Below are 20,849 nucleotides of genomic sequence, written 5' to 3' on the forward strand. Positions count from 1 at the left end.
AGGGAGCAGAGGATGGCGGCCATGAAGCCCCGTACCGGGGACGGTCCCCTCGAAGCAACCAAGGAAGGTCGTGGAATCGTCATGCGGGTTCCACTCGAGGGTGGCGGGCGTCTGGTCGTCGAACTCACACCGGACGAGGCTGCGGCGCTCGGTGACGAACTGAAGAGCGTCACCAGCTGAATGCGCTGACCGAGGTCGCCGCACTTCTGGCCTGCCCGGAGTGCGGCAACGAGCTGCAACCGCACGATCGTGCGCTGCGATGCGGTACCGGTCACAGCTTCGACATCGCCCGCCAGGGTTATGTCGGACTGCTGACCGGCGCATCGACGAAAATGACCGGCGACACCGCCGACATGCTCGACGCCCGCGCCGCTTTCCAGGGTGCGGGCCATTTCGCCCCGATCGCCGCGGCGATCACGCGCGCCTTCGACACCGAGGCGACGGTGCTCGAAATCGGCGCGGGCACGGGCTACTACCTCGCCGACGTGCTCGACGCGCACCCCGATGCTCTCGGCATCGCCCTGGATGTGGCCAAGCCCGCCGCCCGTCGAGCCGCCCGCGCGCACCTTCGCGCGGCCTCCGTACTCGCCGACGCCTGGCGCGGCCTGCCACTGCGCGACGATGCCGTCACCGGCGTGCTCTCGGTGTTCGCCCCGCGCAACCCCGCCGAGGTCGCCCGCGTCCTCGCACCCGGCGGACGCTTCGTCGTCGTCACTCCCACGACGCGTCATCTGGGCGAGCTGATCGGCCCCCTCGGCATGGTCAGCGTCGACCCGGACAAGGACCGGCGCCTGGCCGACTCGCTCGCGGGCACGTTCGCCCGTGCCGAGCACACCCTCGTCGAGTTCCCGATGAAGCTGTCTCGCACCGATGTCACCCATGTCGTCGCGATGGGCCCGTCAGCCTTCCACCGCACCTCCGCCGACGATCCACGCATCGCGGCACTACCGGACATCACCGAAGTGGCGGCGTCGGTCACCGTGTCGACCTATCTGCCGAACCACTGACCTAGCGCGACACACTCCGGTACACCTCGAGCGTGCGCTCGGCGATCCGCGCCCAGTCGAACTCCGCGATCGCCCTCGCCCGCCCGGCCTCGCCGTAGCGCACAGCCAGGGCCGGATCCCCCGCGACTTCGTTCACCGCGGCGGCGAGCCCACGCTCGTACTCCCCTGTCGACTCCGGGTCGTAGTGCACCAGACGCCCGGTGACCCCGTCGTCGACCACCTCGGGGATCCCGCCCACGTCCGAGGCCACGACCGCGGTCGCGCACGCCATCGCCTCCAGGTTCACGATGCCCAGCGGTTCGTACACCGACGGGCACACGAAGACCGAAGAGGCGGACAGGATCTGGCGGACCTGCTCGGCGGGAAGCATCTCCTTCACCCAGAAGACGTTGCCGCGCTGCCGCTGCAATCCATCGACGGCGGCAGCGACCTCCACCTCGAGCTCCTTGGTATCGGCCGCGCCCGCACACAGCACCACCTGGATGTCAGGGGTGAACGAGGCGGCCGCCGCCAGCAGATGTCCGACGCCCTTCTGCCGGGTGATCCGCCCGACGAAGGACACGATCGGCAGATCGGCGCGCACGCCGAGCCGCTCGAGCACCGGCACCTCGTCGGCCGCGGGCGGGCCGGGGTGCCACACGCTCGCATCGATACCGTTGTGCACCACATGAACTCGATCGGGGTCGATCGCGGGATAGGCGTCGAGCACGTCGTGGCGCATGCCTTCGCTGACCGCGATCACCGCATCGGCGTTCTCCATCGCGTTGCGTTCCGACCACGACGACAGCCGATACCCGCCACCGAGCTGCTCGGCCTTCCACGGCCTGCGCGGTTCCAGCGAATGCGCGGTGAGCACATGGGGGATCCCGTACAGCATGGCGGCGAGATGACCGGCCAGGCCCGCGTACCAGGTGTGTGAATGCACCACGTCCACGCCGCCCGCCGCGTCGGCCATCCGCAGCTGCGCCGACATCATCTGCAACGCGGCGTTGGCGGCGTACAGCTCGGGGTCGGGGCGGTGCACCACCGCACCGGTGCGCGGCGCGCCCATGCAGTGCACGGTCACGTCGCAGAGCTCACGCAATCGGGACGTGAGTTCGGTGACATGTACTCCCGCACCGCCGTACACCTCGGGGGGATACTCCCGGGTCAGCATCGCCACCCGCAGCGGTTGCGCTGGAGTCTGCTCGCTGTCGGTGCCATCACTCACCGGTCCAAATTAGACCCTCGGGTCGACATGGGCCACCGTAACCTCGCTGGCCCTGTACTTTGAGCAGGGTGAGGAGCCAGCCGCACGTACTCGGGATCGTGCTCGCCGGTGGCGAGGGCAAACGACTGTTTCCGCTCACGGCCGACCGCGCCAAGCCCGCGGTTCCGTTCGGTGGCGCCTACCGGCTCATCGACTTCGTGTTGAGCAACCTCGTGAACGCGGGATACCTGCGCCTGTGCGTGCTCACCCAGTACAAGTCGCACTCGCTCGATCGCCACATCTCCCAGACCTGGCGGCTGTCCGGCTTCACCGGTGAGTACATCACCCCGGTGCCCGCCCAGCAGCGTCTCGGGCCGCGCTGGTACACCGGCAGCGCCGACGCGATCATGCAGTCGCTCAACCTGATCTACGACGAGGATCCCGACTACATCGTGGTGTTCGGCGCCGACCACGTGTACCGGATGGATCCGGAACAGATGGTGGCCAGCCATATCGCGTCGGGCGCCGGCGTCACCGTCGCGGGAATCCGGGTGCCCAGGGCCGAGGCCAGCGCGTTCGGCTGCATCGACACCGACGAGTCCGGCAAGATCACCCAGTTCCTGGAGAAGCCTGCGCACCCGCCGGGCACCCCCGACGACCCGAACGTGACGTTCGCCTCGATGGGCAACTACGTGTTCACCACCCGCGTGCTGGTCGACGCCATCCGCGCCGACGCCGAGAACTCCGATTCCGACCACGATATGGGCGGCGACATCATCCCGAAGCTGGTCGCCGACGGCAAGGCCGCCGTCTACGACTTCGCCGACAACGACGTCCCCGGCGCCACCGAACGCGACCGCGGCTACTGGCGCGACGTCGGCACCATCGACGCCTTCTACGAGGCGCACATGGACCTGGTCTCGGTGCACCCCGTCTTCAACCTCTACAACAAGCACTGGCCGATCCGCGGCGCGGCGGAGAACCTGCCGCCGGCGAAGTTCGCCCAGGGCGGGCTCGCCCAGGAATCGATCGTCGGGGCGGGCTCGATCCTGTCGGCGGCCACGGTCCGCAATTCGGTGCTGAGCTCGAACGTGGTGATCGAGGACGGCGCGACGGTCGAGGGCAGTGTGTTGATGCCCGGTGTGCGGATCGGGCGTGGCGCGGTGGTGCGCCACGCGATCCTGGACAAGAACGTGGTGGTCGGCGAGGGCGAGATCATCGGCCTCGATCTCGACCGCGACCGCGAGCGTTTCGCGGTCAGCAACGGCGGTGTGGTCACCGTCGGCAAGGGGATCTGGGTCGGTTAGCCCCGCGAGGCGCAGAGCAGACCGTCACCGATCGGAATCAGCACGCTGGTGAGTTCGGGGTTCTCGGCGATCGCCCTGGTCGCCGCGCGCACGGCCTGCGTCGCCGGGTCGCGCTGCTCCTGATCGGGCACCCGCCCTCCTAGTAGCGCGTTGTTGAGGATGAAGGCGCCACCCTCACGCAGCAGCCGCACGCCCTGTTCGACGTAGTGGGGGTGTTCCATCGGCGCCGCGTCGATGAAGACCAGGTCGTAGGAGCCGTCGGCCAGCCGGGGCAGCACGTCGAGCGCGCGCCCGTTGATCAGTCGCGTGCGCGACGGCGTGATCTCGGCGGTCCGGAACGCCTCCTTGGCCGCGCGCTGATGCTCGGGCTCGGAGTCGATCGTCGTCAGGGTCCCGTCCTCACGCATCCCGTCGAGCAGCCACAACCCGCTGACGCCGGCCCCGGTACCGACCTCGACCACCGAGCGCGCGCCCAGCATCTGGGCGTACATGCTCAGCAGCGCGCCGACCGCCGCGGGCACCGGCGCGGCACCCAATTCGGTGGCCCGCTCACGCGCTTCGAGAAGGACCTCGTCCTCGACGACGGACTCCTCCACATAGGCCAGGTTCCGCTCCACGTTCGATGCCACAGCTATGAGGCTAAGCCACCGGAGGGGTCTGTGTATTCAGCAAAGGGACGGATCCGACACTGTGTCGCACAGATCCCGAACAATTGCCGAAGGTTTGCGGATCGGTCACAACCGTCCCCGAACTGCTGGTTCTCCGTTGCCGACGGGGTTAGGCTCGAGTCCGACCAGAATTCTCAGGTCACACTCAGGATCTCCACACCTGACCCATATCAGGGCAGGAAATAGTTGCCCTACGCAAGGCCAGCCGATCGCGGCGGGCACGAAGCTCGGGAACAACCGCACACAGTTGCTGGTTGATTGTCGGTAAGCAAGGTTCGCTGACCCGGACCAGCCAGGTTTCGTGCCAGCGGTCCCGAGTAGGAGGTGTCCCATCCCGATGGTAGACACGGCGCGTCAAGACGCCACCGACCAGACTCTGCCCGCTGATCTCATCGCGGCAGAAGCCGAAGAACTCGACGCCGAACTCACCGGCACCGCCGCTTTCGACGCGACCGGCGATCGCGCCGCCATGCCGTCCTGGGACGAACTCGTCCGCGAACACGCCGACCGGGTCTATCGACTGGCCTACCGCCTCTCCGGCGACGCCCAGGACGCCGAGGACCTCACCCAGGACACCTTCATCCGGGTGTTCCGCTCGCTGCAGAACTACCAGCCCGGCACGTTCGAGGGCTGGCTGCACCGCATCACCACCAACCTGTTCCTCGACATGGTCCGCCGCCGCAACCGCATCCGCATGGAAGCGCTGCCAGAGGACTACGACCGGGTGCCCGCCGAAGGGCCGACCCCCGAGGACGCCTACCACGACTCCCGCCTCGACCCCGACCTGCAGAAAGCACTGGATTCGCTGGCGCCGGAGTTCCGTGCCGCAGTGGTTCTGTGTGACATCGAGGGTCTGTCCTACGAAGAGATCGGCGCCACGCTCGGGGTGAAGCTCGGCACCGTGCGCAGCCGGATCCATCGCGGGCGTCAGGCACTGCGCGAGTACCTTGCGCATAATGGAAGTGAGCAGCGGTACTCCGCTGAAGCCCCATCGGTGTGACGGGTGTTCCGACGTCACCCGGTGGCTCAGGTGATGTCGGTCGGAAGGAAGAACTCCGCATGAGTGTGGACCCCAGTGCCGCAGGTCGCCCGCCGCGCTTTCAGCCCACCGAGCACTTGGCCAGTGAGGCTGTCGCGGCCTTCGTCGACGGCGAACTCCGGATGAACGCGTATCTGCGCGCCGCCCAGCATCTTTCGGTCTGCACCGAATGCGCGGCCGAGGTCGATGCCCAGCAGCAGGCGCGGATCGCGCTGCGCCGGGCCGCCGAGGTGGCGATTCCGCGCAGCCTGCACGACAGCCTCTCGCGTATTCCGCTGGCCGACCTCCCCGGCAGCGCACCCGAACCGCAACGCCGTAACGAGGCATTTCTCGGATTCATCACAGATTCCTTCACCGCGACCCGGTGGACAACGTGGCGGCGCAAGTAGAGTCTGCGACGTGACAGGCGAATCGACGAATTCCGGATCGGCCGACCACTCGGATTCGGGGGCTGAATCACCCAGGGCGGATTCACGCAAGGACGCGCGGGGCACCCTGCGCCCTTCCGACGCGCCGAGCCTCGGGCCGCGCCCGGTCTACCGGCCGCACATCGACAGCCACACCGCGCGCGCGTTCCGCCGCCCGAACGGCCAAGCCGGTTCGTTCGCACCGCACGACCCCCAGCGCGCAGCCGGTAACGGCGCCGACGAGGGCATCGTCCAGCGCCCGCCGGACGGCGTGCTCGCCGAGGCGTTCGCCCGGCCCGAGGGCTCCTCGGAGCTGCTGCAGCGCGAGCCCGGCGCCGACGAGCCGAAGACCGTCATCGCGGGTCCGGTGGATCCGTGGCGTGACCCCGACGCGGCGGCCCGGCTCGGTTCGCCCGCCGTCGACACTCCCCCGCCCGCCCGGCTGCCTGTCGCGGACAAGCTGAGCGCGCGCGAGGTGCTGTTCGGTTCCCGGGTGGCGCCCAAGGCGTTGGCGATCTTGGCCGTGCTGGCGCTCGGCATCGCCGTGGTGGGCGGACTCGTCGGCCGGGTCACCGCCGAGACCGCGTCCACGCTCACCTCACGCAAGGTGACCCTCGATCAGAGCGCGGGTGTCGAGACGCCGCACAGTCAGATCGCCGCTGTCGCCAATGCTGTCCTGCCCTCGGTGGTGTCGATCCGGGTCACCGTCGGCGACAACGGTGCGACCGGTTCCGGCGTGGTGATCGACGGCGGCGGGTACGTCGTCACGAACAATCACGTGATCTCGATGGCCGCCACCGACAAGTCCAACCGGGCCGCCATCCAGGTGCAGTTCTCGGACGGCACCCGGGTGCCCGCGCAGATCGTCGGCCGCGATCCCAAGACCGACCTCGCGGTGCTCAAGGTCGAGGCGAAGAACCTGACCGTGGCCAATCTCGGCAAGTCCGCCGACGTGCAGGTCGGCGACGACGTGCTGGCGGTCGGTTCGCCGCTGGGCCTGAGCAAGACCGTCACGTCCGGCATCGTCAGTGCCCTGCACCGTCCCGTGAAGCTCGCGGGCGAGGGCAGCGACACCAACGCGGTGATCGACGCCGTGCAGACCGACGCCGCGATCAACCCGGGCAACTCCGGTGGCGCGCTGGTCGACATGCAGGGCCGCGTGGTGGGCATCAACACCGCCATCCGCAGCGAGACCGGCGGTTCGGTGGGCCTCGGCTTCGCCATCCCGGTCGACGTGATGACCACCGTCACCCAGACCCTGATCCGCGACGGCCAGATGCACCACCCGGTGATCGGCCTGAGCGCGCGCACCAAGACCGTCGCCAACGAGGTGATGAGCGGTGCCGCCGTCGCCGATGTGACGCCGGGCAGCCCCGCCGACAAGGCGGGCATCGTCGAGGGCGACGTGGTCGTGCGGATCGGCGACCGCGAGGTCACCGGGCCCGACGAACTGGTGGTCGCCGTGCAGCAGCACAAGATCGGCGACCGGGTGAACGTGCAGTTGATCCGTGATGGCAGGCAGGTGGACGTGCCGGTCACCCTCGAATCCGACTGAGCTCCGACGCCGCGCGACGGGTAACCTGGATCCGTGTTCAGCAACATCGGGTGGAGCGAGATGATGATCCTGCTCGTCGCCGCCCTCGTGATCCTCGGCCCGGAGCGACTGCCCGGCGCCGTCCGCTGGACCACGGGGGCGCTGCGCCAGGCGCGTGACTACGCCAGCGGCGCCACCTCCCAGCTGAAGCAGGAACTCGGGCCGGAGTTCGACGACCTGCGCAAGCCGCTCGCGGAGCTGAACGAGCTGCGCGGGATGAGTCCGCGGGCCGTGGTCACCAAGCACCTGCTGGGCGGCGACGATTCGGTGCTGCGCGATCTGGAGAGCGCGGTGCCCGACAAGCAGCAACTGTTCGGCACCAGTAGCGGCATGCCCGGCACCCCGTCGAAGCCCGAGCCGCAGAAGTCGCTGGAGCGCAACGAGCGCCCCCCGGTCGACTACGACGCGACCTAGCACGCTCCGGACCAGGGAACACACCGCACGGTCGGCATTTGCTACGAGGTCGCGCCGAGCGAACACTGCGGCGGCGACCTCGCCCCTCTGTGATTTGCCGACAATCCGCGCCCGAGACCGTTGTCTCGCAAGACAGTTCGATGTCAACCGTTATAGACACACAACGCTGTCGAGCTGTCTAGACTTCGCACATGTCGGCCGATGACGTGGCACGAGTTTTCGCGATCGAAGACAAGGTCGAGAGACTCAAAGCAGCCACCGACGGGGTGGCGGCTGCACAGCAGACCATCAACGAACTAACGAGGATCCGGCGAGCCGTGATCCGAGAACTCCATGCCGACGGCTGGACGTTCGCCCGGATCGGTGCCGCCGCCGGATTGTCGCGTGCGCGCATCCACCAGGTGAGCACCCAGGGCCCCGTGCCGGAGGGACTGTTCTTCGGGCACGGCACGCTCACCGTGCTCGCCCCCGAGGTGCGCTCCGGCAGGCTGCTCGGCGCACCCGACCCACAAGCCGCCCAACGTCTGGCCGAGCTCCTGCGACAGCTCGGCTTCGCCGCGAACGTCGAGACGTTCATGCCGGGCAGGCCGATCGACCTCAATCGCGACGGGCTGGTGATCCTCGGCGGGCCCGAGCTCTCGCCGAGCCTGCGTCAGCTGGTGGTGGCCGATCCCCGCCTGCGCCGCACCGTCACCCGTGCGGGCGATACCCGGCGCGGCATCGAGGACAGGGCCGCGCGCCGGGTGTACCGGCCGGGCGGCACCGAACCCCACGACATCGCCTACCTCGCCCGACTGCCCCGGCCCGACCGCCGCGGCAGCATCATGCTGATCGACGGGCTGCATCCGCCCGGCTCGCTGGGTGCGATCCGATTGCTGGCAACCCGGTTGGCGACCCTGCACGAGCGTGCGAGCAGTCATCTGTTCTCGGTTCTCATCGCAGTCCGGTACGACCGCGCAACCGGCGAACCGGTTGATGCGGATCTCCTCACCCCGGTATACCGCCATGAAACAGACCCAAAGTTGGCTACGACCCGGGTTCGTCCATAGGTTGATCTAAACTCGCCGTGCTTGGTGATCTGCATCACTGTACTGTTATGGATCACAAGTCGCCCGCGATGGTTAGATTGCTAGCGAGTAACCGAGTGTGAGTAGGTGAGCATCAGATGTTCTCGTCTCCCGAGGCCAGCGCATGCCGGGTTCTGCCCGTGCACGCGACAGGCCACCCAAGGCCCGTTCCGCCCTTCGACGCGGAGCCGACCACCGGCGACGTCATTGTCACCACCCATCGCGTCACCTACAGCGACCGCCTGAAGGTCTTCATCGGCCCGCACGAGGACGTGGACAGCTTTTTGCGTCCCCTGCGCCGGATGGACGGCCATCAGCGCTACGCGCTCGATATGACCGTGCTGCCCGAACCGGTGCCCGCCACCGAGGTCACCACATCGGTGAGTTCGGCGCGCGGCGATCTCGCGCTCGGCTGCGTCGGCTCGGCGGACGCGATGACGCTGCAGCTGCGCAGGACGGTCGATCACGTCACCCGGCGCTTCACCCTCGGCCTAACCGGCGGACGGCTCGGCCTGCCGACCGTCTACCTCCCGCACGGCGACGAGGACACCTACGTATACCCGGAAGAGGTGTTCACCGCCGACAACGCGGTGGAGATCTTCCGCGACTTCTTCCACACCGGTGCGGTGCCGAGCGGCCTGCAGCAGCGCGAGATCCTCGACTGACGACTCCCCGGCCGCTCGCCGCGCGAGCATGCCCGGAGATAGCTAGGCTGGTCAGCACGGTCACAACGCCTGGACGGTGATCGTGGAGAGGCCGGTGCGCGATGCGTGATCTGCTCGGGCAGGTGCTCGAATTGCTCCCCGATCAGGCCCTCGCGCTGGCCAGGATCGTCGACCGGACCGGTGCGGGGCCGCGCGAAACCGGTGCCGCGATGGTGGTCACCGAAGACGGACGGGTCCTCGGCTCGCTGTCCGGCGGCTGCGTCGAATCGGCGGTTCTCACCACTGCCCACCAGGTTCTCCTCGACGGCCACGCCACCCGCGAGCGATTCGCCGCCGCCGATGAACTCACCGTCGGCCTGCCGTGCGGTGGCGAGATCGAAGTCTTCGTCGAACGCCTCGATCGCACCGACCTGCCCACACTGCGCGCACTCCACGCCGCGCTCGACGCGCACCACCCGGTCGCCTACGCCACCACCCTCGAGTCGGCCCCCGATCGAAAACTCCTGCATCCCGGCGATCGCCCGCCATGGCGCGGCCTCGATCACGATGCCGCCGCCCTCCTCACCGCAGGCCACAACGGCCTCGTCGGTGCCCAGGACTGCACCCCGGCCCAAGCCGAGCGCCCCCGCACCTTCGTGCAGGTCTTCCGCTCGCCCGCCCGGATGATCCTGGCCGGCGCCAACGACTACACCCGAGCACTGACCGTCGCCGCGACGAACCTGGGTTACCACGTCACCGTCGTCGACGCCCGCGAAACCTTCACCACCCCAACCCGTTTCCCGGCAGCCGACGAGGTGGTCGTCGACTGGCCGCATCGCTACCTCGAAGCGGAACACGACGCGGGCCGCATCGACGACCGCACGGTGGTCTGCGTCCTCACCCACGACCCGAAATTCGATGTCCCCCTGCTGGCTTCGGCCCTGCGCCTGCCGGCCGTCGGATTCATCGGCGCACTCGGCTCACGCCGGGCGCACGCCGAACGCACTGCACGCCTCCGCGATGCCGGCCTCACCGCCGCCGAAACAGCCCGCGTCCGCAGCCCTCTCGGCCTCGACCTGGCCGCCGACACCCCCGAGGAAACCGCCGTCTCCATCCTCGCCCAGATCCTCGCCGACCGGGGAAACACCACGGCCCAACCTCTGGCGAACCTCGACGGCCCCATCCACCGCCGACCGAACTAGCGGCGCCTCGAGAACTCGAACAACCCGGCATCTGTTCATCCGCGGACAATTTCGATACAGTTTGTTTCAAAGTTCTGAAACAGATTGTCCGGAAGGAGTGAGGTGCGACCACCCGACCCACGAACAGTGCGCAGTCGCGATGCCGCGCTCGCATCGGCCCGTGAACTCTTGATCGAGCAGGGATTGGCCGGGCTGACACACGGCGCCGTCGCGGCGCGCAGCGGGATCAGCCGGGCCACCCTGTACCGGCTCTGGCCGGAGCCGACCGATCTGGTTCGCGCCACCTTGACCCGGCACATCACCCTCGCGCAGCCGGAGCCGACCGGGGTGCTGCGCGCCGACCTGCTGACCGAACTGGCGGCCACGCGCGCGATGCTGCACGAACCGGCGACCGAGCAGGGCATGCGGGTGATGATCGAAAGGGCCGCTGTCGACCCGAAATTCGCGGAGGTCAAGGAGGCGCTGTACCGGTCGGGAACCCGGGCGGTGCGCACGACCTTGACCGAGGCCGTCGCCCGCGGCGATCTGCCCGCCGAACTCGATGTCGACCTCGCGGTCGATCAGCTGCACGGTCCGCTGTTCTTCCGTCGCCTGGTCGCCAACCGGACTTTCGACCTCGACTATGTGCGTGATGTCCTCGACGACTTCCTGCGCGCCCACTCCTCGAAACACCCACGTCAGCAAGGAACCTCGTGACATGACGACCGTCGTCTCCAGAAACCTCTCCGCCCCGCGTGTTCTCGCCGTGCTCGTCGCGGTCATCACCGTATTCGGCGCTCTGCTAGCGGATTTCATCATTCCGGCGAGTGCGGCACAGCACCTGCGCAACGAGGCGTGGCCGCCGCACGCGAAATTCCACGATGCCCAGTACATCGCCATGTCGATCCTGCTCGGTGTGCTCGCGTTGACACTGCTGCTCCGGGGCAACGGCGCAACCCGGTCCCGCCTGTGGACGGCCTGCGCGATCCTGGCCACGCCGTGGCTCGGTCTGCTGGCGGCAATGCTGTTTCCCGGCACCGCCGTTCACGATCCGGAGTTCGCCGGCACCACGGTCATCGGTCTGCACCCGCAGGTGCTGCTGGCGGTGATCCTGTTGGCGCTGCTGGCCCTCGCCGGCGCGCTCAGCGCGCGTCATCGGGGCTGACACGCCTCGGGCGCCGCACCGGTCTGCCGACCGAGGCGACGCCCGAGGTGGACGATTACGCCGCGACTTGTTCGGGGCGAAGGGTTTTCATCGGGGGGCGGTCTTCGAGGGAGACCGTGGTGGTGTGGGCGATGAATTCACCTTCGATCAGCGGGAATTGGGTGAGGGGCGCGCCGGAGTCGGGAACGCCGCTGCGGCGCAGAGCGGTGCCGAGGATCTGGCGGCTCATGACGCCCAGGTCGGCGAGCGGGCGGTTGCGGTGGGTGCGGACGCCGAGGTTCACCTGGGTGATGGCGTCGAGGCCCATCGCGTCGTAGGTGTCGAGGAGCAGACCGATCTCGACGCCGTAGCCGGGAGCGAACGGGACCGATGTGAGCAGTTCACGGGTGCCCGCGTATTCACCGCCCAGCGGCTGGAGGACCTGGGCCAGTTCGGGGCGAAGAGCGGCCAGCAGGGGGCGGGCGACGAGTTCGGTGACGCGGCCGCCGCCGTTGGCGTCGACCGACTCGCCCTGGCGTAACGGACGGCGGTAGTAGGCCTTGGACAGGTGGGTGCCCTGCATCATCAGCAGCGGGCCGAGGAGCTTGGGCACGAAGGCTGGGTCGGGATCGATCAGGTCGGAGTCGACGAAGGCGATCAGGTCGCCGGTGGTGGCCGCCAGCGACCGCCACAGCACCTCGCCCTTGCCGGGGACCGGGTCGAGTTCGGGAACGGCCTCCTCGCGCGAGATCACCTCGGCGCCCGCCGCGCGTGCGCGTTCGGCGGTGGCGTCGGTGGACCCGGAGTCCAGCACGATCAATTCGTCGACGAGCGTGCCGAGCAGCGGCCGGATGCTGGCCACGACATCGGCGACGGTGTCCTGTTCGTTCAGCGCGGGCAGCACCACCGAAACGGTGCGGCCCTCCTTGGCGGCGACGAGTTCGCCGACCGTCCAATCAGGGGTGTCCCATGTGTGGGTAGTGGCCCAGGCGGGCTCGCGGTGTTGGATTTTCATGCCAGACCTCGCAGAGTTCGTGCGGGGGGCCGGATGCCCTGGATCGCGGCGATCATGTCCACGACCCGCCGGGTTTCGGCGACTTCGTGAACCCGGAAGATCCGAGCGCCCGCGGCGGCCGACCATGCGGTTGCCGCCAGTGTGCCCTCGACCCTTTCGGTAAGACCTACCCCTAGAGTCTCCCCGATAAAATCCTTGTTGCTCAGTGCCATCAGGACTGGCCATCCGGTTTTTACAAGACCGTCGATTCCACGCAACAACTCGAGCCCGTGATAGGTGTTTTTCCCGAAATCATGGGTGGGATCGATCACGATGCCATCGGCTCGCACCCCCGCGGCCGCGGCGTTCTCGGCCGCGGCGACCACCGTCGCGGTCACCTCGGCCACCACATCGGCATACCGAACACGGTGCGGACGGGTGCGCGGCACGGCGCCACCGGTGTGGCTGCAGACGATGCCCGCGCCCGTTTCGGCGGCGACGTGCACGAGCTCGGGGTCGGCTCCGGCCCAGGTGTCGTTGATCAGGTCGGCACCCACGGCGACGGCCGCCCGCGCGACGTCACCACGCCAGGTATCCACACTGATCAACAGGTCGGGGTACTTCGCCCGGATCGCCGCGACGAACGGCACCACCCGCTGCGTTTCCTCGGCCGCGTCGACGGTGACGCCCGGCCCGGCCTTCACCCCGCCGATGTCGACCAGATCGGCGCCCTCGTCGACCGCGCGCGAGACCCGTTCCATCGCGGCCTCGTCGCTGAACGTGGCACCACGGTCGTAGAACGAGTCCGGCGTGCGATTCACGATCGCCATCACCAACGCGCGATCCGTCGCCACCTCGCGCCCGCACAGGGTCCGCTCGTTCCGCCTCCCCGAGGCTTCCGCCGACAACTCGGGACCGCGACTGCTGATGCTCCGGGCAGGCGGTTCGTTCTCTGGTCGGGGTCCGGGCGTACCCGACGAGTTACCCATGTGCTTTTCCGCCCCTCCGCGACTCCTGGCCAGACTCGAGTGGTCGAAATTCGCGTTGGCGACCTGCGGACAGGCGGTGGCTCGGTGTGCCGGTCCCCGGTGAGTTACCCATGTTCATGCGAAATCAGACGTTACCTTGCTGCCTCGGGGCTTTGCCGGCGGCAACGTCAGCCGCGTATTCGTCGTAAGCGGGGATGTAGCCATCTGTCGGGCCGGACAGCACATACAGCAGGCTGTCCGGATCTGGTGTGTAGCCCTGCTTGCGCAGTTCCACCTTCCGGCTCTTGAACGTCGAGGTCTGTTCCAGCTCCTGGACCACCCGCACGTACAGCGGGACCGCGTACAGCGGCAGGCGCCCGTAGGCGGTGGCGGCCAGTGCCTTCCCGTCGAACGAGGCATCGGCGGCGAGGGTGATCGCGGCCATGCCCGCCTTTCCGTCGGTGCCGGGGATGTCGACACCGTAGACAACGGCCTGTTCGATGCTCTCGTTGTGCCCGAGCGCGCCCTCGACCTCCGTGGTCGCCACGTTCTCGCCCTTCCAACGGAAGGTGTCGCCGAGTCGGTCGACGAACGCGATGTGCCAGAAGTGCTGATCGCGGACCAGGTCGCCGGTGTCGAACCAGCAGTCGCCCTTCTTGAAGCCGTCGCGCACCAGCTTGGACTCCGACGCCTTCTTGTCGGTGTACCCGTCGAACGGCTGACGGTTGTTCACTTTCGCCAGCAGCAGCCCCACCCCGCCGGACCGCACCCGGCGCAGCTTCCCGTCACGACCGCGCCGGGCATGGCCGGTTTCGTCGTCGTACTCCACCACCGCGTACGGCAGCGGGCACAGCCCGGCGGTGCGGTCGACGCCGAACGCGTTGACGAACGCCAGCGGCGCCTCGCTGGACCCGTAGAACTCGACCACCCGGCTGATCCCGAACCGGCGCCGGAACTCGTCCCACAGTTCGGGTCGCAGCCCGTTGCCGACGGCCAGCCGGACCCGGTTGCCCTTCTCGGCAGGCCGCACCGGCTGGTTGATCAGGTATCGGCACAGCTCACCGATGTAGATGAACGCGGTGGCCCGTTCGCGTGCGATCTCGTCCCAGAACCCCGACGCCGAGAACTTGCGGCTGAGCACATAGGTCGATTCGCCGGCGAGCACCGCCGACAGCGCGACCGTGAGCGCGTTGTTGTGATAGAGCGGCAGGCAGCAGTACAGGGCGTCGTCGGCGCGCAGCCGGACGCCGAGGCCGCCGAGCCCGGACATGCTCTTGGTCCAGCGCTGGTGGGTCATCACGCTGGCCTTGGGCAGGCCGGTGGTGCCGGAGGTGAAGATCAGGAACGCCCGCTCCCCCGCCCGCACCCGCTCGCACACGGCGGGATCGGAATCGGGCGCGGTGCGGGCGGATTCGGCCAGTTCCTCGGCGGTGAGCACGTTCGCCGCCGGCTCCGGCAGCGATTCCAGCGCCTCGGCGCACTCCGCGCCGACGACGTCGAGCACGCTGCCGAGCAGGCCGATGCTGTGGGCGAGGACCTGATCGCGCTGGTTGTAGTTGAGCAGACCGACCGTGGCGCCGAGTTTGAGCACGGCCAGCACCGTGAACAAGGTCTCGGGCCGGTTGGTCATCAGCACACCGACCACATCGCCACGGGAAACCCCGCGCGCGGACAGCACCGCGGCGTAACGGTTCACCTCGCCGTTGGCGGCGCGGTAGGTGTAGGAGCGGCCCTCGAAACGCAGGAACACGCGATCGGGTCTGCGGTGCGCGACCCGCTGGAAGTACAGGCCGATGGAGGCTTTGTCCTTGGGCCCCACCAGCATTCCGCGCGCGTTGCGCAGCATGCCGGGGGCGTCGAGTGCCATTGCGGGCAGGGCTTTGGCCAGGTCGAACACGCTTACCGTGTCGCGGGCGTCTTTGCTCACGTCGATCTCTCCTACTGTGCGGCCGGTTCGAGCGCGGCGAACGCGGTGGGCAGGTCGGTGGCCACGATGAGGCGCTCACGCGCCTGCCTCGGCACAATTGTGCGTTCGGACAGTTCATCGATCCAGCGGAACAGGCCGTCGTAGAAGCCGTTCGCGTTCAGCAGGACCACGGGTTTGGCGTGTTCGCCGAGGTAGCCGCCGGTCCAGGTCTCGAACAGTTCCTCGAGTGTCCCGATGCCGCCCGGCAGGGTGAGGAACGCGTCGGCGCGCGCTTCCATCAGCTGTTTGCGCTGGCGCATGGTGTCGGTGACGAGCAGTTCGTCGGCGTCGACATCGGCGACTTCCTTGTGCACCAGGTGTTTCGGGATCACGCCGATGGTGTGCGCGCCGCCGGCCCTCGCCGCGGTCGCGACCGCGCCCATCATCGACACGTGACCACCGCCGGAGACCAATTGCCAGCCGCGCCGGGCGATTTCGGTGCCGACTCGCGCGGCGAGGCTGATCAGGTCGGGATCGGTGGTGCTGGCGGAGCAGTAGACACAGACGGAATAGCTCACCATTGATCCTCGGTGCCGAGACGCTCGATGTTCGCGTGGTCGCCGGTCTCGCCCTGGATGATCCGCACGACCTCGTCGACGCTGTCGGTGAGCTGGATCAGATCGAGATCCTCGGGCGAGATCTTGCCCGAGCCCGCCAGCGAACTGCGCAACCAGTCGACCAGGCCCGACCAGTAGTCGACCCCGAACAGGATGATCGGGAACCGGGTGATCTTGCGGGTCTGCACCAGGGTGAGCGCCTCGAACAATTCGTCGAGAGTGCCGAAGCCACCGGGCAGGCAGACGAAGGCCTGGGAGTACTTCACGAACATCGTCTTGCGGACGAAGAAGTACCGGAAGTTGATCCCCAGATCCACCCAGTTGTTGAGCCCCTGCTCGAACGGCAGCTCGATGCCGAGCCCGATCGAGTAACCGCCCGCCTCCGAACAGCCACGGTTGGCCGCTTCCATCGCGCCGGGCCCGCCACCGGTGATCACCGCGAAACCGGCTTCGCTGAGCGCGGTGCCGATCGCCTTGCCCGCCACGTACTCGGGATGATCGGGACCCGTACGCGCCGAGCCGAACACCGTCACCGCGCGCGGAATCTCCGCGAGCGCACCAAAACCCTCGACGAACTCGGCCTGGATCCGCAGCACCCGCCACGGATCGGTGTGCACCCACTCGCTGTCCTGCCGCGTATCGAGCAGGTTCCGGTCGGCGGTCCGCACGCCGGGCTTGCGCTCCCGGCGGAACATCACCGGCCCACGGAACTTCGGCTTGGCCTTCCCAACCTGTTCATCAGCGGAATCGGTAGACATGAACCCAACCTACTGTGTTGGAATCCGAGCACGGGCGCGCACTTGGTGGATCGGCCGGGCCACGGCCACCCCGCGCACTCGATCGAGCCGAAGGATTTCCGTGTCCCTTGCAGTTCCGGCGCGTTCCGGTCGCGTTCTCGCGGCGCTGGTCGCCCTGGCCGGTGCGTTGATCGCCGCGTTCGTTGTCGCTCCGCGCCTGCTGGCGAACGGTACGGGCGCCGGCTTCCGCGACGAGAGCGATCTGCGGCGAGGGTTCCGCTCGGCCTTCGTCGAGTACTGGCAGACCGGGACCCGGAGCTTCCCCGCCGAGCTGGCGGCGGTGGTCGACTATTGGTTCCGCTATCACCTCGCCAAGGCGGTGCTCGCGGCGATGCTGCTGGCCGTGCTCGTCGCACTGGCGGTGCGGCTCTGGCGGGCGTTCCTGGCGGCGGGTGCGGCCGGACGCGGTCAGCGGGTGACGCTCGCGGCGTCGGGTGGCGTCGCCGCGGTGCTGGCGCTGTGCTCGCTGGTGCTGGTGCTCGCGAATGTGCAGGGCGCGGTGACGCCCTTCGCCTCACTGTTGCCCCTGTTGACGGGCGACGATGCCCCCACCACGGTCCTCGCCCAGGTCGACCAGCGGTTGGCCGACGGCACGCGGATACCCCCGCTGGAGGTGATGGTCGAGGCGTTCGCTCGGTATCACGTCGCGATGGCCGCGCTCGCCGCCGTCACTGCCGTTTCCCTCGTCGGAGCGTGCGCCGTCCTGTGGCGTGCCGCCGTCCGGTCCGCCGACCGGCGCTCCCGCCGCGTGCTCGCCGTGTTCGGCACCTTCTCGGCGGTGCTCGCGCTGATCATGGTCGTCGTCGCCGTCGCGAACACCACCAACGCATCCGACCCGGTGCCCGGCTTGGCCGCCCTGTTCGCCGGCGGTTGGTGAGCGACTAAGGCTTCGAGAGGTAGGTCCGCAGCATCGCGGTGACGGCGGTGATCTGGCTGAGCGGGACGTGCTCGTCGCGCTTGTGGGCGAGGTTGGGATCACCGGGGCCGAAGTTGACGGCGGGGATACCCCGGGCTGCGAAGCGGGAGACGTCGGTCCAGCCGTACTTGGCGCGCACGCCGCCACCGCCGTGGGCGTTGACGGAGTCGATGAGCGTGCGAGCCGCCGGGGAGGTCAGGCCGGGGAGGGCGCCGGGCGAGGAATCGGTGACTTCGAAGGCGATATCGAGCCCGTCGAAGACCTCGCGGACGTGCGCGACGGCCTGCTCGACGCTGCGGTCGGGGGCGAAACGGAAGTTCACATCCACCTCGGCGACATCGGGCACCACATTGCCCGCGACCCCACCCGAGACCCGCACGGCCGACAGCCCCTCGCGGTACACACAACCGTCGATATCGACTTCGCGCGCCTCGTAGGCCGACAACCGCGCCAGCACCGGAGCGAGACCGTGAATCGCGTTCTCCCCCAGCCACGCTCGCGCCGAATGCGCGCGCACACCCGAGGTGGTCAAGCGCACCCGCAACGTGCCCTGGCAGCCCGCCTCGATCCAACCCGCCGAGGGCTCACCGAGAATCGCTAAGTCGCCTTCCAGCCATTCCGGCAATTCCCGCTCGATGTGCCCGAGGCCGTTGAACTCCGCGGCGATCTCCTCGCCGTCGTAGAAGATCAGCGTCAAATCATGGGCCGGATCGGCGATCGTGGCGGCCAGGTGCAGGAATACCGCATCACCGGACTTCATATCGACTGTGCCACAACCGAACAGCACCGCTTCGCCGTCGACTTCGTCCGGTCGGCTCGGCACGTTGTCCGCGATCGGCACGGTATCCAGATGGCCCGCCAGGATCACCCTCGTCGGCAGCCCGCGCCGCGTGCGCGCCAGCACCACGTTTCCGTGCCGCAGAATCTCGAACCCGGTGGTCTGCTCCCGTAACGCCTGCTCGACCAGATCCGCGATCTTGGCCTCGTCACGCGACACACTCGGCACGTCGACGAGGGCGGCGGTCAACTTGATGGGGTCGGCACGCAAATCGAGAGTCACATCTTCGACAGTAGTACGGGTGCGCCCCGATCCCGGAGATCCGGGCGAAGCAGACCGCGTGGTCGAACGCACAGGGCCCGCGGCACACCGCGACGGCCGGAACGGGCAAAATAGCGTCCGTGAGTATTCAGGGAGCAACTGCAGTCGGTATCGCCAATGTGACCTCGGACGGGACCGTCCTCGATACCTGGTACCCCAGCCCCGCGCTGGGCGAGTTCACCGAGACCGGCTCCCAGCGCCTCGACGCCGCCGACGTGCCCGAGTTCGCCGAACTCCTCGGCGTGGACGCGGCGCGGGGGGTCGAGGTGATCGCGGTGCGCACCACGATCGCGGACCTGTCGGCGGCCCCGGTCGACGCGCACGAGGTCTACCTGCGTCTGCACCTGCTCTCGCACCGCCTCGTGCGACCGCACGGCCTGAACCTCGACGGCCAGTTCGGCCTGCTCAGCAATGTCGTGTGGACCAACCACGGCCCGTGCGCGGTCGAGGGCTTCGAGCAGACCCGCCTGAAGCTGCGCGCCCGCGGCCCGGTGACGGTGCTCAGCGTCGACAAGTTCCCCCGCCTGGTCGACTACGTGGTTCCCTCCGGTGTGCGCATCGGCGACGCCGACCGGGTTCGGCTCGGCGCGCACCTCGCCGCGGGTACCACCGTCATGCACGAGGGCTTCGTCAACTTCAACGCGGGCACTCTCGGCAACTCGATGGTCGAGGGCCGTATCTCGGCGGGCGTCGTGGTCGGCGACGGCTCCGATGTGGGCGGCGGCGCCTCCATCATGGGCACCCTGTCCGGCGGTGGCACCCAGGTCATCTCGGTCGGCGAGCGTTCGCTGCTCGGCGCCAACGCGGGCGTGGGCATCTCCCTCGGCAACGACTGCGTGATCGAGGCGGGCCTCTACGTCACCGCGGGCACCAAGGTCACCGGACCCGACGGCACCGTCGTCAAGGCCGCGAGCCTGTCGGGTCAGGACAATCTGCTGTTCCGTCGCAATTCCACCACCGGCGCCGTCGAGGTCGTGCCGCGCAAGGGCACCGGCGTCGAACTGAACGCCGCATTGCACGCCAACGATTGATCTCCTCGAATTGCCGGGCCGAGCGGCCCGGCAATTCTCGGCACCAGAAACAATTCAGCAAATATTGCGGTTTCATGACAATGAACCTGAATGTGCGACAAGCAATTTCGCACGCTAACCTTCGTTTCGCTGGTCCGATCAGGACAGCGAAAAAGCGGAGGGATTGAAGAATGAAGTTCGGAAAGATCACTACTGCTGTTTTCATGGCAGTCGCTGCGGTGGGGATTACCGCGGCCACTGCTCACGGTGCGCCCGCGGTGGCCACCGAGCAGCCCGCTGTAGTGGCTTCGGGGGGCGTGACTTCTGGCGTGACGCACGGAATCAACTACCAGACCACGGTCTCGCCCGCTGACAAGACCGTCACCTGGGCGGTCGACAGCGGCAAGTTCGAGGTCGCCGCCGACGGCGCCTCGGTGCTGCTGAAGGCCACCGACGGCGCCATCGTCGACCAGGCGCCGCTGCGCTCCGAGGTCGCAGGCCTGCCGATCGCCGTGAACCAGCAGATCAGCGAGGACGGCCGTACCGTCAAGCTGACCTCGACCATGGCGCCCGAGGATTCCGCGAAGCTGAGCAACATCGCGGAACTGAAGGACATCAGCTCCTACGACCGGCTCGTGGAGCAGGTCAACAAGAACCTGCCCGGCGTCGTCATCGGCGGCGTCATCGGCGCGTTCTTCCCGTTCCTGTGGCTGTTCACCATCCCGGCCGGCATGGTCATCGGCGGCTACGTGATGGGTGGCCAGGAATTCCTGGATGCCGTGATCGCGTTCGCGACCGGTCAGCCCTGATCTGACCTCGCGATAGGGAAAGGCCTCGTACTTCTGCGGAGTACGGGGCCTTTCGCTGTGACGCACATCACC

Annotated in this window: 23 protein-coding genes; 15 read left to right on the forward strand and 8 right to left on the reverse strand. The window is 68.3% G+C overall.

Features of this window, described 5'->3' with window-relative positions; genetic code table 11:
* Nucleotides 1-12: 12 nt before the first annotated feature.
* Entirely contained in the window at nucleotides 13-180 is a 168-nt protein-coding gene (locus tag ACFVJ5_RS25155; RefSeq protein WP_011211259.1) for a DUF3117 domain-containing protein, read from the forward strand.
* Nucleotides 177-1,007 carry a putative RNA methyltransferase gene (locus tag ACFVJ5_RS25160; RefSeq protein ID WP_379223960.1) on the forward strand — a complete coding sequence of 277 codons (831 nt, stop codon included), beginning with the start codon at nucleotides 177-179 and terminating at the stop codon, nucleotides 1,005-1,007. The genes ACFVJ5_RS25155 and ACFVJ5_RS25160 overlap by 4 nt, the downstream gene beginning before the upstream one ends.
* Nucleotide 1,008: 1 nt before the next feature.
* Here ACFVJ5_RS25160 and glgA read toward each other — a convergent pair whose 3' ends face one another.
* Complete coding sequence (gene glgA, locus ACFVJ5_RS25165) at nucleotides 1,009-2,175, reverse strand: glycogen synthase (RefSeq protein WP_379223962.1); 1,167 nt, start codon at nucleotides 2,173-2,175, stop codon at nucleotides 1,009-1,011.
* A gap of 110 nt (nucleotides 2,176-2,285) precedes the next feature.
* Between glgA and glgC the strand changes: the two genes are divergently transcribed.
* Nucleotides 2,286-3,503 carry a glucose-1-phosphate adenylyltransferase gene (gene glgC, locus ACFVJ5_RS25170; protein WP_379223604.1) on the forward strand — a complete coding sequence of 406 codons (1,218 nt, stop codon included), beginning with the start codon at nucleotides 2,286-2,288 and terminating at the stop codon, nucleotides 3,501-3,503.
* Here glgC and ACFVJ5_RS25175 read toward each other — a convergent pair.
* Nucleotides 3,500-4,132, reverse strand: a complete 633-nt coding sequence (locus tag ACFVJ5_RS25175; RefSeq protein WP_378915470.1) for an O-methyltransferase — start codon at nucleotides 4,130-4,132, stop codon at nucleotides 3,500-3,502. The two genes, glgC and ACFVJ5_RS25175, sit on opposite strands and share 4 nt — an antisense overlap.
* A 376-nt stretch (nucleotides 4,133-4,508) precedes the next feature.
* Between ACFVJ5_RS25175 and sigE the strand changes: the two genes are divergently transcribed.
* The 9 genes from sigE to ACFVJ5_RS25220 all read left to right on the forward strand — a co-directional run bounded on the left by sigE (nucleotide 4,509) and on the right by ACFVJ5_RS25220 (nucleotide 11,682).
* Nucleotides 4,509-5,171: an RNA polymerase sigma factor SigE gene (gene sigE / locus ACFVJ5_RS25180; protein ID WP_378638262.1), complete on the forward strand. Its 663-nt coding sequence runs from the start codon at nucleotides 4,509-4,511 to the stop codon at nucleotides 5,169-5,171.
* Between the two features lie 59 nt (nucleotides 5,172-5,230).
* Nucleotides 5,231-5,599 (forward strand): hypothetical protein, encoded by a 369-nt coding sequence (locus tag ACFVJ5_RS25185; protein WP_379223606.1) that lies wholly within the window; start codon nucleotides 5,231-5,233, stop codon nucleotides 5,597-5,599.
* Nucleotides 5,600-5,609: 10 nt separating this feature from the next.
* Entirely contained in the window at nucleotides 5,610-7,172 is a 1,563-nt protein-coding gene (locus tag ACFVJ5_RS25190) for a trypsin-like peptidase domain-containing protein (RefSeq protein ID WP_379223608.1), read from the forward strand.
* A 33-nt stretch (nucleotides 7,173-7,205) separates the two neighbouring features.
* On the forward strand, nucleotides 7,206-7,625 hold the full coding sequence (gene tatB, locus ACFVJ5_RS25195) for a Sec-independent protein translocase protein TatB (RefSeq protein ID WP_379223610.1): 420 nt from the start codon (nucleotides 7,206-7,208) through the stop codon (nucleotides 7,623-7,625).
* A 191-nt stretch (nucleotides 7,626-7,816) separates the two neighbouring features.
* The gene (locus tag ACFVJ5_RS25200) at nucleotides 7,817-8,674 is read left to right on the forward strand and encodes a hypothetical protein (RefSeq protein WP_056813397.1); all 858 of its coding nucleotides are present in this window, start codon (nucleotides 7,817-7,819) and stop codon (nucleotides 8,672-8,674) included.
* A 116-nt stretch (nucleotides 8,675-8,790) separates the two neighbouring features.
* Nucleotides 8,791-9,357 carry a hypothetical protein gene (locus tag ACFVJ5_RS25205; protein ID WP_379223612.1) on the forward strand — a complete coding sequence of 189 codons (567 nt, stop codon included), beginning with the start codon at nucleotides 8,791-8,793 and terminating at the stop codon, nucleotides 9,355-9,357.
* A gap of 101 nt (nucleotides 9,358-9,458) precedes the next feature.
* Nucleotides 9,459-10,538 (forward strand): XdhC family protein, encoded by a 1,080-nt coding sequence (locus ACFVJ5_RS25210; RefSeq protein WP_379223613.1) that lies wholly within the window; start codon nucleotides 9,459-9,461, stop codon nucleotides 10,536-10,538.
* Nucleotides 10,539-10,640: 102 nt separating this feature from the next.
* A complete protein-coding gene (locus ACFVJ5_RS25215; RefSeq protein WP_379223615.1) occupies nucleotides 10,641-11,234 on the forward strand; it encodes a TetR/AcrR family transcriptional regulator in 594 nt (197 codons plus the stop codon).
* Between the two features lies 1 nt (nucleotide 11,235).
* Nucleotides 11,236-11,682 (forward strand): DUF6640 family protein, encoded by a 447-nt coding sequence (locus ACFVJ5_RS25220; protein WP_379223617.1) that lies wholly within the window; start codon nucleotides 11,236-11,238, stop codon nucleotides 11,680-11,682.
* Nucleotides 11,683-11,737: 55 nt separating this feature from the next.
* On the opposite strand, the gene ACFVJ5_RS25225 is transcribed toward ACFVJ5_RS25220, so the two are convergent.
* From ACFVJ5_RS25225 to ACFVJ5_RS25245, 5 genes are all read right to left on the reverse strand, one after another.
* Nucleotides 11,738-12,676: a glucosyl-3-phosphoglycerate synthase gene (locus tag ACFVJ5_RS25225; RefSeq protein ID WP_378638247.1), complete on the reverse strand. Its 939-nt coding sequence runs from the start codon at nucleotides 12,674-12,676 to the stop codon at nucleotides 11,738-11,740.
* On the reverse strand, nucleotides 12,673-13,644 hold the full coding sequence (folP, locus tag ACFVJ5_RS25230) for a dihydropteroate synthase (protein ID WP_379223619.1): 972 nt from the start codon (nucleotides 13,642-13,644) through the stop codon (nucleotides 12,673-12,675). Before folP ends, ACFVJ5_RS25225 begins: the two co-directional genes overlap by 4 nt.
* A gap of 124 nt (nucleotides 13,645-13,768) precedes the next feature.
* Nucleotides 13,769-15,550: a long-chain-acyl-CoA synthetase gene (locus ACFVJ5_RS25235; protein ID WP_379223621.1), complete on the reverse strand. Its 1,782-nt coding sequence runs from the start codon at nucleotides 15,548-15,550 to the stop codon at nucleotides 13,769-13,771.
* A gap of 11 nt (nucleotides 15,551-15,561) precedes the next feature.
* On the reverse strand, nucleotides 15,562-16,110 hold the full coding sequence (locus tag ACFVJ5_RS25240; RefSeq protein ID WP_379223623.1) for a TIGR00730 family Rossman fold protein: 549 nt from the start codon (nucleotides 16,108-16,110) through the stop codon (nucleotides 15,562-15,564).
* Nucleotides 16,104-16,904 (reverse strand): TIGR00730 family Rossman fold protein, encoded by an 801-nt coding sequence (locus ACFVJ5_RS25245; RefSeq protein ID WP_378652287.1) that lies wholly within the window; start codon nucleotides 16,902-16,904, stop codon nucleotides 16,104-16,106. The genes ACFVJ5_RS25240 and ACFVJ5_RS25245 overlap by 7 nt, the downstream gene beginning before the upstream one ends.
* Nucleotides 16,905-17,004: 100 nt before the next feature.
* Here ACFVJ5_RS25245 and ACFVJ5_RS25250 point away from each other — a divergent pair, with 100 nt between their 5' ends.
* The gene (locus ACFVJ5_RS25250; protein ID WP_379223625.1) at nucleotides 17,005-17,820 is read left to right on the forward strand and encodes a hypothetical protein; all 816 of its coding nucleotides are present in this window, start codon (nucleotides 17,005-17,007) and stop codon (nucleotides 17,818-17,820) included.
* A gap of 4 nt (nucleotides 17,821-17,824) precedes the next feature.
* Here the strand turns inward: ACFVJ5_RS25250 and dapE are convergent, their stop codons facing one another.
* The gene (gene dapE / locus ACFVJ5_RS25255) at nucleotides 17,825-18,919 is read right to left on the reverse strand and encodes a succinyl-diaminopimelate desuccinylase (protein ID WP_379223627.1); all 1,095 of its coding nucleotides are present in this window, start codon (nucleotides 18,917-18,919) and stop codon (nucleotides 17,825-17,827) included.
* Between the two features lie 119 nt (nucleotides 18,920-19,038).
* On the opposite strand from dapE, the gene dapD reads away from it, so the two are divergent.
* Together dapD and ACFVJ5_RS25265 are read left to right on the forward strand one after the other, a co-directional pair.
* Nucleotides 19,039-19,989, forward strand: coding sequence for a 2,3,4,5-tetrahydropyridine-2,6-dicarboxylate N-succinyltransferase (dapD, locus tag ACFVJ5_RS25260; RefSeq protein WP_379223628.1), 951 nt, complete (start codon nucleotides 19,039-19,041; stop codon nucleotides 19,987-19,989).
* A gap of 170 nt (nucleotides 19,990-20,159) precedes the next feature.
* On the forward strand, nucleotides 20,160-20,777 hold the full coding sequence (locus ACFVJ5_RS25265) for a hypothetical protein (RefSeq protein WP_379223630.1): 618 nt from the start codon (nucleotides 20,160-20,162) through the stop codon (nucleotides 20,775-20,777).
* Nucleotides 20,778-20,849: the final 72 nt, after the last annotated feature.

Origin of the sequence: Nocardia sp. NPDC127606, from assembly GCF_042671725.1 — a bacterium.
Taxonomy (GTDB): Bacteria; Actinomycetota; Actinomycetes; order Mycobacteriales; family Mycobacteriaceae; genus Nocardia.

Excerpts from the sequence above, each read along its gene's own strand:
- ACFVJ5_RS25200 (WP_056813397.1), top strand. The coding sequence starts at position 7,817 with ATGTCGGCCGATGACGTGGCACGAGTTTTCGCGATCGAAGACAAGGTC.
- ACFVJ5_RS25220 (WP_379223617.1), top strand. The coding sequence starts at position 11,236 with ATGACGACCGTCGTCTCCAGAAACCTCTCCGCCCCGCGTGTTCTCGCC.
- ACFVJ5_RS25245 (WP_378652287.1), bottom strand. The coding sequence starts at position 16,904 with ATGTCTACCGATTCCGCTGATGAACAGGTTGGGAAGGCCAAGCCGAAG.
- ACFVJ5_RS25265 (WP_379223630.1), top strand. The coding sequence starts at position 20,160 with ATGAAGTTCGGAAAGATCACTACTGCTGTTTTCATGGCAGTCGCTGCG.
- ACFVJ5_RS25225 (WP_378638247.1), bottom strand. The coding sequence starts at position 12,676 with ATGAAAATCCAACACCGCGAGCCCGCCTGGGCCACTACCCACACATGG.
- ACFVJ5_RS25155 (WP_011211259.1), top strand. The coding sequence starts at position 13 with ATGGCGGCCATGAAGCCCCGTACCGGGGACGGTCCCCTCGAAGCAACC.
- ACFVJ5_RS25185 (WP_379223606.1), top strand. The coding sequence starts at position 5,231 with ATGAGTGTGGACCCCAGTGCCGCAGGTCGCCCGCCGCGCTTTCAGCCC.
- ACFVJ5_RS25210 (WP_379223613.1), top strand. The coding sequence starts at position 9,459 with ATGCGTGATCTGCTCGGGCAGGTGCTCGAATTGCTCCCCGATCAGGCC.
- ACFVJ5_RS25205 (WP_379223612.1), top strand. The coding sequence starts at position 8,791 with ATGTTCTCGTCTCCCGAGGCCAGCGCATGCCGGGTTCTGCCCGTGCAC.
- sigE (WP_378638262.1), top strand. The coding sequence starts at position 4,509 with ATGGTAGACACGGCGCGTCAAGACGCCACCGACCAGACTCTGCCCGCT.
- folP (WP_379223619.1), bottom strand. The coding sequence starts at position 13,644 with ATGGGTAACTCGTCGGGTACGCCCGGACCCCGACCAGAGAACGAACCG.
- ACFVJ5_RS25240 (WP_379223623.1), bottom strand. The coding sequence starts at position 16,110 with ATGGTGAGCTATTCCGTCTGTGTCTACTGCTCCGCCAGCACCACCGAT.